General features: G+C 61.4%; 13 protein-coding genes and 1 pseudogene. 6 read left to right on the top strand and 8 right to left on the bottom strand.

Annotated features, from left to right (window positions below):
- Positions 1–50 precede the first annotated feature (50 nt).
- The 6 genes from ACIGJC_RS31270 to ACIGJC_RS31245 form a co-directional block, all read right to left on the bottom strand.
- Positions 51–896, bottom strand: coding sequence for an IclR family transcriptional regulator (locus tag ACIGJC_RS31270; protein WP_483714810.1), 846 nt, complete (start codon positions 894–896; stop codon positions 51–53).
- 90 nt (positions 897–986) lie between these two features.
- Positions 987–1,283, bottom strand: a complete 297-nt coding sequence (locus ACIGJC_RS31265) for a DUF1330 domain-containing protein (protein WP_483714808.1) — start codon at positions 1,281–1,283, stop codon at positions 987–989.
- Positions 1,284–1,294: 11 nt separating this feature from the next.
- Complete coding sequence (locus ACIGJC_RS31260; protein WP_483714807.1) at positions 1,295–1,762, bottom strand: cupin domain-containing protein; 468 nt, start codon at positions 1,760–1,762, stop codon at positions 1,295–1,297.
- A 20-nt stretch (positions 1,763–1,782) separates the two neighbouring features.
- Entirely contained in the window at positions 1,783–2,706 is a 924-nt protein-coding gene (locus tag ACIGJC_RS31255) for an NAD(P)-dependent oxidoreductase (protein WP_483714806.1), read from the bottom strand.
- Positions 2,707–2,807: 101 nt separating this feature from the next.
- Positions 2,808–4,352 (bottom strand): acetolactate synthase large subunit, encoded by a 1,545-nt coding sequence (locus ACIGJC_RS31250; RefSeq protein WP_483714804.1) that lies wholly within the window; start codon positions 4,350–4,352, stop codon positions 2,808–2,810.
- A 41-nt stretch (positions 4,353–4,393) separates the two neighbouring features.
- Positions 4,394–5,845, bottom strand: coding sequence for an aldehyde dehydrogenase family protein (locus tag ACIGJC_RS31245; protein WP_483714802.1), 1,452 nt, complete (start codon positions 5,843–5,845; stop codon positions 4,394–4,396).
- Between the two features lie 267 nt (positions 5,846–6,112).
- Here ACIGJC_RS31245 and ACIGJC_RS31240 point away from each other — a divergent pair, with 267 nt between their 5' ends.
- Entirely contained in the window at positions 6,113–7,117 is a 1,005-nt protein-coding gene (locus ACIGJC_RS31240) for a Bug family tripartite tricarboxylate transporter substrate binding protein (protein WP_483714801.1), read from the top strand.
- 81 nt (positions 7,118–7,198) lie between these two features.
- Here ACIGJC_RS31240 and ACIGJC_RS31235 read toward each other — a convergent pair.
- Positions 7,199–7,354: pseudogene (locus ACIGJC_RS31235) on the bottom strand (integrase); the annotation flags it as partial.
- 57 nt (positions 7,355–7,411) lie between these two features.
- Between ACIGJC_RS31235 and ACIGJC_RS31230 the strand changes: the two are divergent.
- The 3 genes from ACIGJC_RS31230 to ACIGJC_RS31220 all read left to right on the top strand — a co-directional run bounded on the left by ACIGJC_RS31230 (position 7,412) and on the right by ACIGJC_RS31220 (position 9,528).
- Complete coding sequence (locus ACIGJC_RS31230) at positions 7,412–8,806, top strand: GntP family permease (protein WP_483714800.1); 1,395 nt, start codon at positions 7,412–7,414, stop codon at positions 8,804–8,806.
- Between the two features lie 14 nt (positions 8,807–8,820).
- Positions 8,821–9,024 carry a hypothetical protein gene (locus ACIGJC_RS31225; protein WP_483715211.1) on the top strand — a complete coding sequence of 68 codons (204 nt, stop codon included), beginning with the start codon at positions 8,821–8,823 and terminating at the stop codon, positions 9,022–9,024.
- Between the two features lie 102 nt (positions 9,025–9,126).
- Complete coding sequence (locus ACIGJC_RS31220) at positions 9,127–9,528, top strand: rubredoxin (RefSeq protein ID WP_483714799.1); 402 nt, start codon at positions 9,127–9,129, stop codon at positions 9,526–9,528.
- A 304-nt stretch (positions 9,529–9,832) separates the two neighbouring features.
- On the opposite strand, the gene ACIGJC_RS31215 is transcribed toward ACIGJC_RS31220, so the two are convergent.
- Positions 9,833–11,809, bottom strand: a complete 1,977-nt coding sequence (locus tag ACIGJC_RS31215) for an aconitase family protein (protein WP_483714798.1) — start codon at positions 11,807–11,809, stop codon at positions 9,833–9,835.
- Between the two features lie 167 nt (positions 11,810–11,976).
- Between ACIGJC_RS31215 and ACIGJC_RS31210 the strand changes: the two genes are divergently transcribed.
- Together ACIGJC_RS31210 and ACIGJC_RS31205 are read left to right on the top strand one after the other, a co-directional pair.
- Entirely contained in the window at positions 11,977–12,867 is an 891-nt protein-coding gene (locus ACIGJC_RS31210; protein ID WP_483714797.1) for a LysR family transcriptional regulator, read from the top strand.
- A gap of 130 nt (positions 12,868–12,997) precedes the next feature.
- The gene (locus ACIGJC_RS31205; protein ID WP_483714796.1) at positions 12,998–13,978 is read left to right on the top strand and encodes a Bug family tripartite tricarboxylate transporter substrate binding protein; all 981 of its coding nucleotides are present in this window, start codon (positions 12,998–13,000) and stop codon (positions 13,976–13,978) included.
- Positions 13,979–13,999 lie beyond the last annotated feature (21 nt).

Below are 13,999 nucleotides of genomic sequence, written 5' to 3'. Positions count from 1 at the left end.
CGAGGGGCGGCAATGTGGGAGATCAGGCTTATATTGTCTGTCGGATCTGCCTATGAAGAAACGAACGACAGGTTGCTCCCGCAAGATCGCGAGATGCTCACGCTTGCCTCGACCAGCGCCTTGATTGCCTTTGTCTTGATGCGCCGGACATCAGGGCTTGCACCAATTAGCGTCAGACACGCGACTGCCTCGTTCTGAACATCGAGAATCGGCGCACTCATGGCTGACAGTCCTGGGATGAGAACCGATTCCGCTTCGTCGTATCCGACTCGCCGGATCTTCGAAAGATGCTCAAGCAACTCCACTGGCGGCTGTTCACGGTTCTTCGAAACGGCCAACTCGATCAGGTCATCCCTGACCTGATCGGGGGTGAAGGCGAGCAGCACGCGACCCGTGGCCGAGTTCGTCAATTGGAATGTCGAGCCAACCGATAACGTGGTAATGAACGGCACATAGCTGCGCTCCCATCGCACGATGGTGGGGCCGCGATCGCCGAGCACGCACAGAAGGGCGGGCAATCCCGTGCTGGAAACTAGCTGTGGCATCGCTTCACTGGCGAGGCGCAGATGATCAACACGCGAGAGGGCGGACGCACCAATGCGTACCGCCGTCGGTCCAAGGTCGTAGAGACCGGTGACCTCATCCTGTACTGCCAGACCGCTTGCCATCAGGCTCGCGAGATAGCGATGCGCGAGGCTGTTTGGCATGCCGATAGCGCGCGCCAGATCTCGGAGCGGCGTCGCCTTACCCGCCTCGACAAGCGCAAGAAGAACCTCCGTTGCCTTGTCGGCCGACTGAATCCGGCGTCGTCCTCCGCCATTGCCGGCAGCAGTCGGCGACGGGTCGTCCGCCGACACCGCCGATGGTTCCGCGATGGTTTTTTTTGCTTCTGTCAAAGCCGTCGATACTCCTCAGAAGGGGGCGCGAACCTCGGATTCAGGTCGCGTGAGCGACTTTTGAGTTTATCACGGCGATGACACGGCGCTTCAGCCAGCTCCAGGCAAGCAGATGACGCGCGCATCGGCATTGCGCAGGCGCAGCGGCAAAATGCGCTGATAGTCTGTGGACGTGTACCAGGCCTCAGCCTGCTCAGGGCTCTCGAACTCCAGAACCACGAACGTCCCCGTCTTGGCGTCGCCCTCGAGGACGGTGGGCGTGCCTCCTCGAATCAAGAACACGCCGCCATAGGAATCCAGCGTTGGCTGGACCTTTCTGGCGTACTCATCCCACTCCGTGCCGGGGGAATGGATGTCTACCTCGGCAAAGATGTAACCTTTCGTCATGTCATCTCCCGTCAGAAGGTTGAGGTGAAGTTCGCTGGAGGGTCGCAGGCCACCGTTCCCATCTTTGCCGGAATCGAGACTTCGAGAAGCTCGAGGTCTGGGGAGATCGCCAGCTCGTTGTGCTTGAGTCCGCCAGGGATCAGGAGCGATTCTCCCGCGCTGACGCGAATATGGCGGCCGTCCTCGAAGACCAGGTCTACCCAGCCGCGCAGCGTATAAACGAACTGCGAATCGCAGAGGTGATAGTGCCAGCCGGTTTGCTGCATTTCGCCCGTTGCGAGCGTGATCTGCGCGCGCATGCGGCCATCCGTGGCAGTCGTCACGCCCAGGTCTCGATACTTGAAGAATGAGCGGCGTCCCGGCACCAGTGGCGCCGTTTCGGGCGTGGCATAGGAAAGCCTTTGCGCAAGCGCTTCCGCGTCGACAAGCGACGGGGTGGGATGAACGTGTTCGGTGGATGAGTCCATCGTCTGCTCCATGAGTGTTGTCGTTGTTGAACTTAGTGATTGGCGGGTTGCCGACGTGGTGCCCCGCGTACCAGCACGTTGGCGCGTTCTTCCACGCTCTTGATGATCGAAGTGAAATCGTCCTGGCTGCGTCCTTCTTCCACTGCCGTTTGCCAGACGCCCCGGGCCTGCTCTAGAACGCGCGCTGGGACGCCAAGATTGCGGGCCTCCGTAATTGCGAGCTCCACATCTTTTGCGAGGATCGACATGTGTGCCCCGAAGTCGAACGATCCAGGGAGGGCGAAGCGAGCAAGAATGTCTGCTGCCGCGCTCTGGCCGGTGCTGGATCGGATGACGTCGGCCATGGCGTCGGCGTTCAGGCCTGCTTTGGCGCCCATCGCCAACGCCTCCGATGCAACGGCCATGTTGGCGGCCAGCATAATGTTGTTCACCAGCTTCATCGCCTGTGCTTGGCCGGGCTGATCTCCCAGATTGTGGATCGTCTTGGCGATGCGATCCAGCGAGGGCATGGCGCGCGCAATGTCATGGCTCGCGCCGGCCAGCATGATGGACAGCGTGCCCGCACGCGCGGCGGACGGCCCACCGCTGACTGGCGCGTCGACCGTGGCGATATGCTGACGCTGAAGTCTCTGGGCGATGGAGGACACCGCAGTCGGACCGATTGTCGACATCTCGACGTATGTCTGCAGCGCCTTGCCGGCCGCCACGCCGTCCTGGCCGAAAATCGCCGCTTCGCATGCCGCCTGGCTTGGCAGGCAGGCCATGACGATGGCGACGGCATCCGCCACCGAACGCGGACTGGCATGCGCCACCGCGCCAGCGTCCACAAGTCGCGACACGGCTTCCGCGTTAGGGTCGTAGACGTGCAGTCGGCACCCGGGATGAATAAGCCGCATTGCCATCGCGGCACCCATGTTGCCAAGGCCTAAAAAGCCGACGTGGGTAATCTCGCTCACGTTCGTATGTCTCCATATCTAGGTGGATTTCCGCACACCGCGTCTAGCATTCGGTGCCGCGCGCGGTGTGCTTCGGGTAGCGTTGCAGTGCCGGCCTTCAGTCAGATCAACAGTTCGATCAGGAACGGGCCGTCCTGGCGGAAGCTCTGCTTCAGGAGGTCGGCGCACTGCTCGAGCGTCGTTGCGCGTGCGGCCTCCACCCCCATGCCGTTGGCGAGCCTGACCCAGTCGAGATCGGGATTCGACAGATCCAGCATGCTCATGGCCGTGGGCCCCGGTAATGCCCCGACGTTCTCGTATTCGCCGATCAGGATGTTGTACTTGCGGTTGGCCAACAGAATCGTCGTGCAGGGGAGTCGTTCACGTGCCTGCGTCCAAAGCGACTGAAGCGAATACATCGCCGAGCCGTCAGCCTGCAGGCTGATGACCCGTCTCGAGCCCCCACAGGCCACCGCCGCGCCGGTGGCAACCGGGAGTCCGTCGCCAATGGCACCGCCGGTCAGTGAGAGCCAGTCATGTGGTGCTGCAGCGTGGGTGAATCGGTAGAAACTGCGGCCATACGAAATACTTTCGTCCGAGACGATCGCGTTCTCCGGTATCACGGCGGCGATCGTCTGGGCCAGCCCTTCCGGCGTGGGTGCACCGGTAACGATCTCCGAGCAGGGCTGCGCGGGCGGCATATCGACCACTGGCGCATTCAGCGCCTCCGCCAGCGCGAGCAGGGCCGCTTCGGGATGCTGGTCGACGCGCGACAAATGATGGATCTGGGCTTCGCGCGGATACTGGAGGGACGGCTTGCCCGGGTAGGCGAAGAATCCGACTGGTGGCCTGGCGTTGACCAGGATGATGTGCCGGAACGATGCCATCATCGTGATGGCTTGATCCGTGTTGTAGGGCACTCGGTCGATCGGCAGACGGCCTCGTCCCCGCGAGACCCGCCCCATCACGTACTCGTATTTCAGGGTCGCGCCCGTCGCGCTGGCAATGCGCCAAGCGAGCACCTGCGCTTCGGGCAGCGCGCATTCGCCGCCAAGCAGAATCAGCACGTCATTGCTGTTCTGGCGCAGAATGCGCGCGGCGTTATCGACGGCGAATGTATCGATCGATGGCGCTGACGGCACGGGCAATGCGCGGGCGGCAACGCCGCCCGCATCCCAGGACGTATCGGAAGGCAGGATCAGTGTGGCGATCTGTCCGGGCGCGGTGCGCGCAGCGGCTGCCGCGGCGGCCGCATCACGACCGACGTCGGCTGCGGCCTGGCTTGTGCGGACCCATGCCGATACGGCGCCCGCGAGCGCGGCCGTATCGGCAGTGAGGGGCGCATCATACGGGCGGTGATAGGTCGCCTGATCTCCCACGATGTTGACGACCGCGCTATTCGCGCGGCGAGCGTTGTGAAGGTTCGCCCAGCCGTTGGCAAGTCCCGGGCCGCAATGCAATAGCGTGCTCGCGGGCTTCCGGGCCATGCGGAAATAGCCGTCGGCCATGCCGGTAACGACGTTCTCCTGCAGCCCCAGCACACACCGCATACCTGGAATCTGATCCAGGGCCGCGACGAAATGCATTTCGCTGGTGCCGGGATTGGCGAAGCAGGTATCGATGCCCGACTCGAGCAGTGTGGTGACCAGACTTTCGGCGCCATTCATGATGTGTGTTCTCCGGTTCGATGAAGGTGGGTCGCGTGGGGTCAGTGCGAGCGGGCAGGATCCGTCCAGCCGGAAACCGCCTTGGCTTCAAGAAACTCCTCGATGCCCCAGATCCCGCCTTCGCGGGCACGTCCGGACGCCTTGATGCCACCGAAAGGAGATCCCGGTGCGCGCGGCCTGCCATTCATCTCCACCATGCCCGAACGCAGCCGGCCCGCGACGCGGCGGCATCGTTCGTCATCGGCCGATTGCACGTAATTGGCCAGTCCATACGGCGTATCGTTCGCGATGGCGATCGCCTCTTCTTCGGTGTCGAACGGAATGATCGAGAGCACAGGGCCGAAGATCTCCTCGCGGGCGATGGTCATCTGGTTGGTCACGTCGGCGAAAACGGTCGGCCGCACGAAGTAGCCGCATTCGTGCGCTTCGGGACGCCCGGGGCCGCCTGCAACAAGTCGCGCGCCCTCCGCCATGCCAGTTTCGATCATCTCCTGGACTTTCCTGAATTGCGCCGCCGACGTCAGCGGACCGAAGAACTTCCCCGGCGCGTGCGCCGCCTCGGCCGCGAAGTTCTCAGCAATTTCCCGGGCCTCGTCGACCACGCGCGCATAGATCGAGCGCTCGACCAGCATGCGGGTAGGGGCGTTGCAGCTTTGACCGGTGTTCTTGAAGCAATGGAGCACCCCGCGTCTCACCGCATCTGCATCCGCGTCGGCAAAGATGAGGTTGGCGCCCTTTCCGCCGAGTTCGAGCACCACTCGCTTGAGCGTCTCGGCTGCGGCCTTCGATATGGCGATGCCAGCGCGGGTCGAGCCCGTGAAGCTGATCATGTCGATATCGGGATGGGATGACAGGCGCGCGCCGACCCCCGTGCCGTCACCGTTCACGAGATTGAACACGCCGTTCGGAAATCCGGCTTCCTCGATGAATTCGGCAAAGAGCATCGAGGAGAGCGGCGCGATCTCGGATGGCTTCAGCACGATGGTGCATCCGGCCAGCAATGCGGGCACGACTTTCAGCGTGACCTGATTCATGGGCCAGTTCCACGGGGTGATGAGGCCGGCGACGCCGATCGGCTCCATCAGGATCCGATCGTTGGGTGCATGCGTGCCAAGGGAACGTTCGAACGAGAACGTGCGAAACGCGGTAATGAAGTTCCTCATGTGATACGCGCCGGCGCCAACATGTTCGGCGCGCGCCATGTCGACGGGCGCACCCATCTCCAGACTGATCATCCGCACCATTTCTGCAGCGCGTCGTTCGTAGATCTCCAGCAGCCGCTCGACCAGCCGAAGCCGTTCGCCCGGGCTGGTGCGACACCAGCCTGAGAAGGCTTGCCTTGCCGCCTGCACCGCGCGGTCGGCATCGATGGCATCGCCGACGGATATCACCGCGCAGGGTTGTTCGGTGGATGGGTCGATCACCGTCAGGTCTTGGGGCCGTGCGGGCGTGACCCACTTCCCATCGATATGAAACTGTCTCTTATCAAGCACGTTGTCTCTCGTTGATTTGCGTTGCGGCAGGCCGAGCGGCGCAGGGCTGCTGCCAATCACCCGAACGGTAGAACATTGAAGGATGGTTGTAAATAGGGTACTTGCGTTATCCATAGGATAATTATTTCGAGGTGATGCAAAGGGCTCCTTCTCAAAGAATTATCCTATGGATAACCATGAAACCCTATTTACAACATTGAACGCTGCGTCTATGGTTCGATCCGACGGTCGCTCCCGACCGCAAAGACAACCCAGGAGACAACCACCATGACCCACCGCTTCAGCCCCATTTCTCATTTCCGTTCACGCCGCGCGGTACTGGCGCTGGCTGCCGTCATGCTTGCTGGCGCAGCGTTTCCGGCGGCGAGCCAGAGTCCAGCGTGGCCGGCACGGCCCCTCCGCCTGGTGGTGGGTTTTGCTCCCGGCGGCGGAACGGACGTGATGGCGCGTGCGATTGCACAGTTGCTGAATGAAGCACTCGGGCAGACAGTGATCGTCGAAAACAAGCCGGGGGCTAGCGGCAACCTGGCGGTCGGCGAAGTCGTGAGGGCGGCGCCTGACGGGTACACGTTTCTGATCGCCCCCACCTCGGTTGAGACGGCCAACCCATATCTGTTCAAGTCGAATCTCGTCCCGTCCCGGGACCTGATGCCTGTCATGGCAATCGGACGCGCCCAGATGTACCTGGTCGCCCGTCCAACGCTTGAGGCCAGGGACGCCAGGCAGTTCATCGCCTTGGCGAAGTCGCAGCCGGGAAAGATCACCATCGCGTCGGCCGGAACCGGGACGGCACCGCATCTCGCCGCCGAACTATTCAATCAGAGCATCGGCACGTCGATCACGCAGGTGCCGTACAAAGGCTCCGCCCCTGCACTGCAGGATGTGATGGCCGGTCAGACGGACGTCGTATTCGACCCGGGGATTGGCTTCCCCCACATCCGAAGTGGCAAGGTGAAGCTGCTGGCAGTGGCGAGCCAGAGCAGGTCGCCGTTCTTTCCGGACGCGCCGTCATACGCGGATCTGGGCATCCGAAATGCGAGTCTTGATGTCTGGTTCGGTGTTTGGTCACCGAATAAGGTCCCGGCCGACATCAGCGAGCGCTTCTCTGCGGCGTTGAAGAAAGTGCTGGCCTCGCCAGTGCTCAAGCAACGGTTCGCGCAACTCGGCGCCGAACCGGTGGCACTGGAAAAGTCAGCTTTCCGAAATCTGCTGACTGACGAGAGCAGGCGGCTGTCAACGCTGATCAAGGAGCGCGGAATCGTCGTCGAGTAAGCACCTCAGCGGCCTCCCACCTCTGAATGTCCCGGACCCCTCCGGTCATCCGTGGCCGGAAGGGGAAGCACAGGGAGTTGCCTGGGCATGGGCGACACGCCACCAGACACGCAGGCGTTCGAGTAGGACTGGCGAGAGCATCGCGTAGCGGTCCTTGCGACCCTTCGCCTGGTCGATCCGCAGGGTCATGCGTTCACTGTTGATATCGGTCACCTTCAACGCCACCACTTCGCTGGCTGCTTCGGCTTCGTTGCCGGCGACCTCGCGCGGCTGCTCGAGGCATCTGCTTTCCGTTTGATCGACGGACCGTTCAAGACATCACGCCCCAGGCTCGATCGCCGCGTGGTAGGACAACCTTTGACTGGAATTGACATGGACCCACAACTGCTGAGCATTCTCGGAATCTTCCTGGGGCTCGCCACACTCATCACACTGGCACTCAGAGGCTGGTCGATCATTCTGATTGCGCCGATCGCCGCGATGATCGTGCTGGCCTTCTCGCAGGTCGATCTGCTGAAGGGACTGAACGACACCTACATGAAGGGCTTCAGTTCCTTTGCGATGAAGTTCTTCTTCCTCTTCCTGCTAGGGACCATCTTCGGCAAGGTCATGGAAGACAGCGGCGCAGCCCGAAAGATCGCAGACTTCCTGCTGACGCTGACGGGGAAGTCTAATCCTCTGCACGTGTCGATGGCCATCGTTGCGGTCTGTGGCCTGCTCGGCTATGGCGGCGTGAGCATCTTTGTAATCCTTTTCGTCATCGTGCCGATCGCACGGCCGCTGTTCAAGGAGATCGATCTCTCCTGGCACCTGTTTCCCGGCATCTACTTCTTCGGCGTCGCCACCTTCGTAATGTCAATGGTGCCCGGCACGCCCCAGATTCAGAACATCATTCCGACCAAGTACCTGGGCACCACCGCCACGGCGGCACCAGCGCTCGGGTTGATCGCCACGGTGTTCGTGATCACCGCGAACTATCTACTCCTCGGTTGGATGATCAAGCGCTCGAAGCGCCAGGGCGAGGGTTACGAGGGCACCGATCCTGCGGCGTCCAAGGCGGCGCCCACTCGTGCCAGCGACGACAGAGCGCTTCCCAACATCTGGTTGGCCTTCATGCCCTCCGTCGCCTTGCTGATCCTGCTGAATGTCTTCAATGTCGACATCGTCTGGGCGCTGCTCGGGGGCATCGGCGCGGGCATGGTTCTGCTGCATCGGCACCTGCCCTACAAGCTGAAGACCCTCACCGGCGGTGCGACCAACTGCGCACTGCCCGTCATCAACACCTGTGCCGATGTCGGCTTCGGGGCGGTGGTGGGATCCGTCGCCGGCTTCAAGTCCATCTCCAACATGCTCTTGAGCATCCCCGGGACGCCGTTGATCTCGCTGTCCCTGGCCACGCAATTGCTGTGCGGCATCACGGGCTCTGCGTCCGGCGGGCTGGGCATTGCAATGGAGCTCTTTGCAAAGCAGTTCCTGTCGCTGGGCCTGAACCCGGAGGTGATCCATCGCATTGCCAGCCTGGCGACCGCCGGCCTGGACGTGATGCCGCACAACGGCGCCGTTATCACGGCGCTGGCCGTCGTCGGCCTCACGCACAAGCAGGCCTACAAGCCGATCTTCATGCTGGCCGTGGTGACCCCCATGCTCACCAATGTGCTGGCCATCGTCGTCACCATGACGATCTATTGACATCTCAAACCACCATGAACCACGCCTTCATCTGCGACGCCATCCGCACACCTATTGGCCGCTACGGCGGTTCGCTCTCGTCGGTGCGTACCGACGACCTTGGCGCGGTGCCGATCCACGCGCCGAACCCCATCCGGCAAGCCTTCCCGCAGTGGAATCATCTGCTCTCGCCGACGCGGTCAGAAGAGCTTCTGGTGTGCGCACAGCGGTCTGACTGAACGTGCTGCCCATGTTCGATCTGAACGGCGGACTCTCTATCGGCGGCCCCGGCAGATTCTGTAAGGAAGCCGCCGCGTCCAATATCGAGTGTGGGGAAGAGCATGTCTGCTGACTTGGCAGCGGATGTCGTGACGTTGTCTCTCGACGATCGAATGACGCTTGCTGAGTGGAACTGCCATGTGAATGTCTCGACGACACAGCGGACGAAGGGCTCTTCATGGCCGGGTGCAGCCCGACGCCGAGCAAGGCCCAGCGCTCCCTCCTGGCGCATCCGCGTAGGGCCGAGGACGACCCCATCTGAGCCATTCATTTCTCTATCGCATGAGTGTCGGAAAGATGGCCTAGACCGGTCGTCGACGACGATTCATGGGCGCCGATGGAGCTTAGAGAAGCGCCCACGTATGCCACCTCCTCTTTTATGGAAGTCGATGCGGCTGCGTGCTACACGCTGGGAAGACATTCCTGATGACTGGCACTGCCCGGAATGCGATGTCGGCAAGTAAGACTTTGCGATGGTGTCGTAATCTTGCAGCCCTAATGCGAGCCCGACATGCTGTCCGACGTCAGTCGCGTCAGGCTGTTGCCCGTGGCGTTGCCATGATTCAGGTATTCGACACCTGCGTCTACGACATCTTTTCATCTCCTTCTCTTGAAATGTGTCATGCAACTTGTTTGGGGAAAATCCTCGGTGAATTTTGGACGAACGTCGCCCGCGTCCGGCAACGGGACGCATGCGTGTAGGTCTGAACTGTTACGGGCGCGAGAGGGAGGAAACCCCCCGGCACGGCGGGGTCACGTCATGCGTGCTCAATGAGATGCAGCAGTGGCGTGCCGCTGCAGCGCCTCAAACGAAACGAGCTTGCCTGCGATGGCACTGGCCGCCACGGTAGGAGGACTGGCCAACCAGACTTGCCCGGGGCCTGACCGTCCAGGGAAGTTCCGGTTAATGGAGCTCACGGTGACCTGCTCGGCGCCCGTGGAGGATCCGGGGCCGCAGTTCGCGCAGGCGCCGCATGACGGTTGCAGGATGCGTGCGCCGACCGCTTCAAAGGCTTTCAGGTAGCCCTTCTTCTGGCAGTAGTCCCGGACGTCAGTTGTGCCGAACTGAAGATAGAGGGTCACGTGCTCAGGGACTTTCAGGCCATGCTCGGCGGCCCATTGGAATACCGCGTGATACTGGTCGAAGTCCTCGCGCTTACCAGCAGTGCAAGAGCCACCGTAGGCAATGTCTACCTTCACCGTCTCATCGAGTGTGGCAAGCGGCAGGCCATTGCCTGGGTCGCCGGGGCGGGCAACCATTGGCGACAGTACGCTGCAATCCACTTGGAGAGTCTCGGCGTAGTGGGCGCCGTCGTCACTGCGCATCCAGGGTTCGACCTGGAACGCGATGCCTCGCCGCTCAAGAAGAAAGCGGACTGTCTCGTCATCCGGTGCCACGATGCCAGTGAACCCGCCGAGTTCGGCGCACATGTTGGTTAGCGTGGCGCGTTCGTCTACGCTCATGGCGCAAACTACCGGACCAGTGAATTCGAAGACCTTGCTGACTCCGGCGCCGGCCTTGATGGCCGGCTGCGCCAGCAACTGAAGAACGACATCCTTGGCGGTCACGCCTGCCGGCAACTTGCCGCGCAGATGGACGCGGATGGACTCCGGCAGCGTCATGCGCACCGCCCCTGTCACGAAAGCATTGGCCATGTCGGTCGTGCCCACGCCAAAGGCGACGCAACCCAGCGCCCCGCTGTGAGGGGTATGAGAGTCCGTGCCAACCACAACCTGGCCAGGCAACGCATATCGCTCGGCCATCATGGCGTGGGAGATACCCGCCACGTTGCTGCCATCGTCCTTCGACAGCTCTTCGTCTGTCAGGGTACGGTGGAACGTGAGCCCGTAAGTCTTCACAAAGTCCCGCTGAGCAAAACGCATCTGCACGACGTTTTCCACGAGATCGTTGCGAACGTGCGCGGGGCTTTCGGTCACGTACGAGGTGTGGTCCTCGAAGACAACGATATGGTCAGCCTGCCTCAACGACACTGGCTTGCCGAATGCGGCGTGCAGCATGTGCGCGCACATACCGGTGTAGTACTCATGAATGAATCGCCAATGGGCTTGCACAAAGACGCCGTCGCCAGGCTGTGGGTCGGCAGGGGTGACCGGCGTCGCCAGCAAGTTACGTCGGACAATTTTCTCAAACAGTGTTTGAGGGCGCTGTGCGTGCACTTTCGCCGCCGGTGCGACCTGGGTCAGGTACTGCTGGCCAAACTTGAGCAGACCGCCACGATTGAGGATCGATGCGGCCAGCGCGTCTCGACCCCGTACGAGCTCATCGAGCGGAATGGCTTCCCCTGCTTCCAGCCGGGGCACCAAGCTGTAGTCTGTGGACGTATACAGTCCAATGTTGTCCGCGTTCTGCCGGTAAATCCGTTCGAAGCTTTTTGCGATGACCAGCCGGATACCAGCGAGTTTCTCCGCCGCCGGGCTGTGTTCACGGGACGACCCCTTGCCGTAGCGATTGCCCGCAACTGTGACGTAGAACTTACCCTCCCGGACGGCATTCCGTGCAACGGGCAGCGTCGCGCCGACCTTGTAGCCGGTGTACGGATACCGTCCCAGGGCGTCGTCGTAATGGGTGAGGATGGGAACCGGCGTAATCTCGTCGGTGGAAACATCGTCGCGAAGTGGCTCGCAGTCGGCGAGCGTGAGTCGCTCTCCCTGCAATTGCTTTTCCATTGCCGCCGTCGAGTCGGCCAGATACAAAACGCGGCCATTCGGCTCGAGGACGCTCATGGGAATCTCCTGTGGGATTTCCTTAGACTGTACGTCCGTCTGTTCCTCAGGATGAAGCGCTGATGTAGCATTCCCGGTATCGCGGCAGCGTATATCAGGTAAACCCTAGGGTGAGGGTCGCCAACTCTCTGCAGACTGTCCGCCGTTGCACTTGCGCCCACAAAACCATGCACCGTATCGACCCGGTCAGTATTCAACTCTTCCTTTCCGTCGCGCGGGAGGGTTCCATCAAGCGAGCGGCGGAACGCGAGCATATCGCCCAGTCGGCCCTGAGCCGCCGTATTGCCGAGCTCGAACGCAACCTCGGCGTGGGGCTGTTTATCCGCTCCACCACTGGCGTGGTATTGACGAGTGCAGGCGAGCGCGCCTTGGAGTTGGGCAGGAAGCTTAACGCGGACATTGTTGCCTTTACGCGTGAGGTGCAGGATCTCGGCGATAGGGTCGCGGGCGTCGTCAGGCTGTCTGCAAGTCCGTCGGCGATTATCGGTTTCCTTCCGGAGCGTTTGCACGGGTTCAAGCAAGCGCATCCGCTCGTCGATATTGCGTTGCTCGAACGGTCGACGGCCGAGTCGATTCGCGCCTGTCTGGACGATGTCGTGGATGTCGGCATTGGCGTGGCGACAAATGCGCAGCCTGGTCTGGAATCTTGGCCGTTCGCCGTAGATCCGCTGAACGTGGTCGTCCCTGTTAATCACCCACTGGCAAGCCGTAAGCGGCTTCGATATGCGGAAATTCTCGACCATCCGTTGGTGGTCGTGCAGCCAGGGGGCGCTTTGGCGCAGGAACTCAGTGAACAGGCGACCAATCTCCGGATGCCGTTTAACCAAAGCGTGGCGGTATCCAGTTTTGAGGCCGGCTGTCGCATGGTGGAGGCGGGATTGGGGATCGCTGTCCTCCCAACGAGCGCCAGTGCGGCGTATGCAGGCTCCGACCGGTTCGTCAGAATACCGCTCAAAGAAGCATGGAGTAATCGGCACTTGTTGATTTACGCGCCCTACAAGAATCCGCGGTTGCGCGCCGTGTCGGCGTTGGTGGAGGCCCTGAAGCAGCAAGAGTAGGTCGGATATGCTGGCGTGCGATAGCGGGTCTAGCAGATTAGCACTCCTGCCGCTGGAAATGCTCGCACTAAACTCCGTCCCATAGGTCATCGCCCGGACAAGCGGTGACACACAATAGACGGAGACATCAATGCCCACCTCACTTCTGAAGCAAGTGCGCCATGCATTTGTTGTACTGACATCGTGCGCGCTTGTGACAGGAACCCTATCCCCCGCGCTAGCACAAACGCCCATTCGCTTGATCGTACCCACTCAGGCGGGTTCGCAAGCCGATGCCGTGGCGCGTGCCATGAGTCAGTCCCTGTCCAAGAATTTGGGCCACTCCGTTGTCGTTGAGAACTTACCAGGTGCTGGCGGTGTGCCAGGGACGCAGCAAATTGTGCGCGCACCGAAGGACGGTTCGACGCTCGGCTTGATCTCCTCGAATCACGTGATCAATCCGTTCATCTATAAGAACATGCCGTATGACGCGCTCAAAGACATCACGCCTATCACGGTCATCGGCACGTTGCCGCTGGTGCTGGTGGTGAATCCATCCGTGCGCGCGAACAACACGAAGGAACTCATTGCCTTCCTGAAGGCAAAGCCGGGCGAATACAACTACGGTTCGTCAGGCAATGGCACGGTCTTGCATCTCGCCGGGCAACTCTTTGCGAGCGAGGCAAAGGTCAATGTCAGCCACGTCCCGTACAAGGGGGCGGGCAACTATACAACCGACCTGGTGGGTGGTCAGATTCAGCTTGGATTCCTGACGCTACAGACCGTGCTGCCCCTGGTCAAGGCCGGCAAGCTTAAAGCCATCGCAGTATCGACGGCGCAGCGCGTCCCTGGCTTGCCCGACGTGCCGACGCTCGCGGAATCCGGGCTGCCGCAGTACAACTTTGATGCATGGCTGGCGATTGTCGGCCCCGCCGGCATGCAGCCCCATAACGTGACCCAATTGCAGACCAAGATCAAGGCGACGCTGCAAGACAAGGAAGTCCAGGAACAGCTTGCTCAGCAGGGTGTAATCGTTTCCACGGCGAATGCCGACGGTGCGACGACTTTCTTCAAGGCAGAATTGGACAAGCACGCCAAGATCGTGAAGCAGGCCGGCGCCACCCTCAACTGATTGGCAGTGATTCTGGCGGGC

The organism is Cupriavidus sp. C3SS-1 (assembly GCF_057073755.1).
This window is presented reverse-complemented; position numbering and strand designations above follow the sequence as displayed.

Excerpts from the sequence above, each read along its gene's own strand:
- ACIGJC_RS31225 (WP_483715211.1), top strand. The coding sequence starts at position 8,821 with ATGAACCACGCCTTCATCTGCGACGCCATCCGCACACCTATTGGCCGC.
- ACIGJC_RS31240 (WP_483714801.1), top strand. The coding sequence starts at position 6,113 with ATGACCCACCGCTTCAGCCCCATTTCTCATTTCCGTTCACGCCGCGCG.
- ACIGJC_RS31205 (WP_483714796.1), top strand. The coding sequence starts at position 12,998 with ATGCCCACCTCACTTCTGAAGCAAGTGCGCCATGCATTTGTTGTACTG.
- ACIGJC_RS31260 (WP_483714807.1), bottom strand. The coding sequence starts at position 1,762 with ATGGAGCAGACGATGGACTCATCCACCGAACACGTTCATCCCACCCCG.
- ACIGJC_RS31220 (WP_483714799.1), top strand. The coding sequence starts at position 9,127 with ATGTCTGCTGACTTGGCAGCGGATGTCGTGACGTTGTCTCTCGACGAT.
- ACIGJC_RS31250 (WP_483714804.1), bottom strand. The coding sequence starts at position 4,352 with ATGAATGGCGCCGAAAGTCTGGTCACCACACTGCTCGAGTCGGGCATC.
- ACIGJC_RS31210 (WP_483714797.1), top strand. The coding sequence starts at position 11,977 with ATGCACCGTATCGACCCGGTCAGTATTCAACTCTTCCTTTCCGTCGCG.
- ACIGJC_RS31265 (WP_483714808.1), bottom strand. The coding sequence starts at position 1,283 with ATGACGAAAGGTTACATCTTTGCCGAGGTAGACATCCATTCCCCCGGC.
- ACIGJC_RS31215 (WP_483714798.1), bottom strand. The coding sequence starts at position 11,809 with ATGAGCGTCCTCGAGCCGAATGGCCGCGTTTTGTATCTGGCCGACTCG.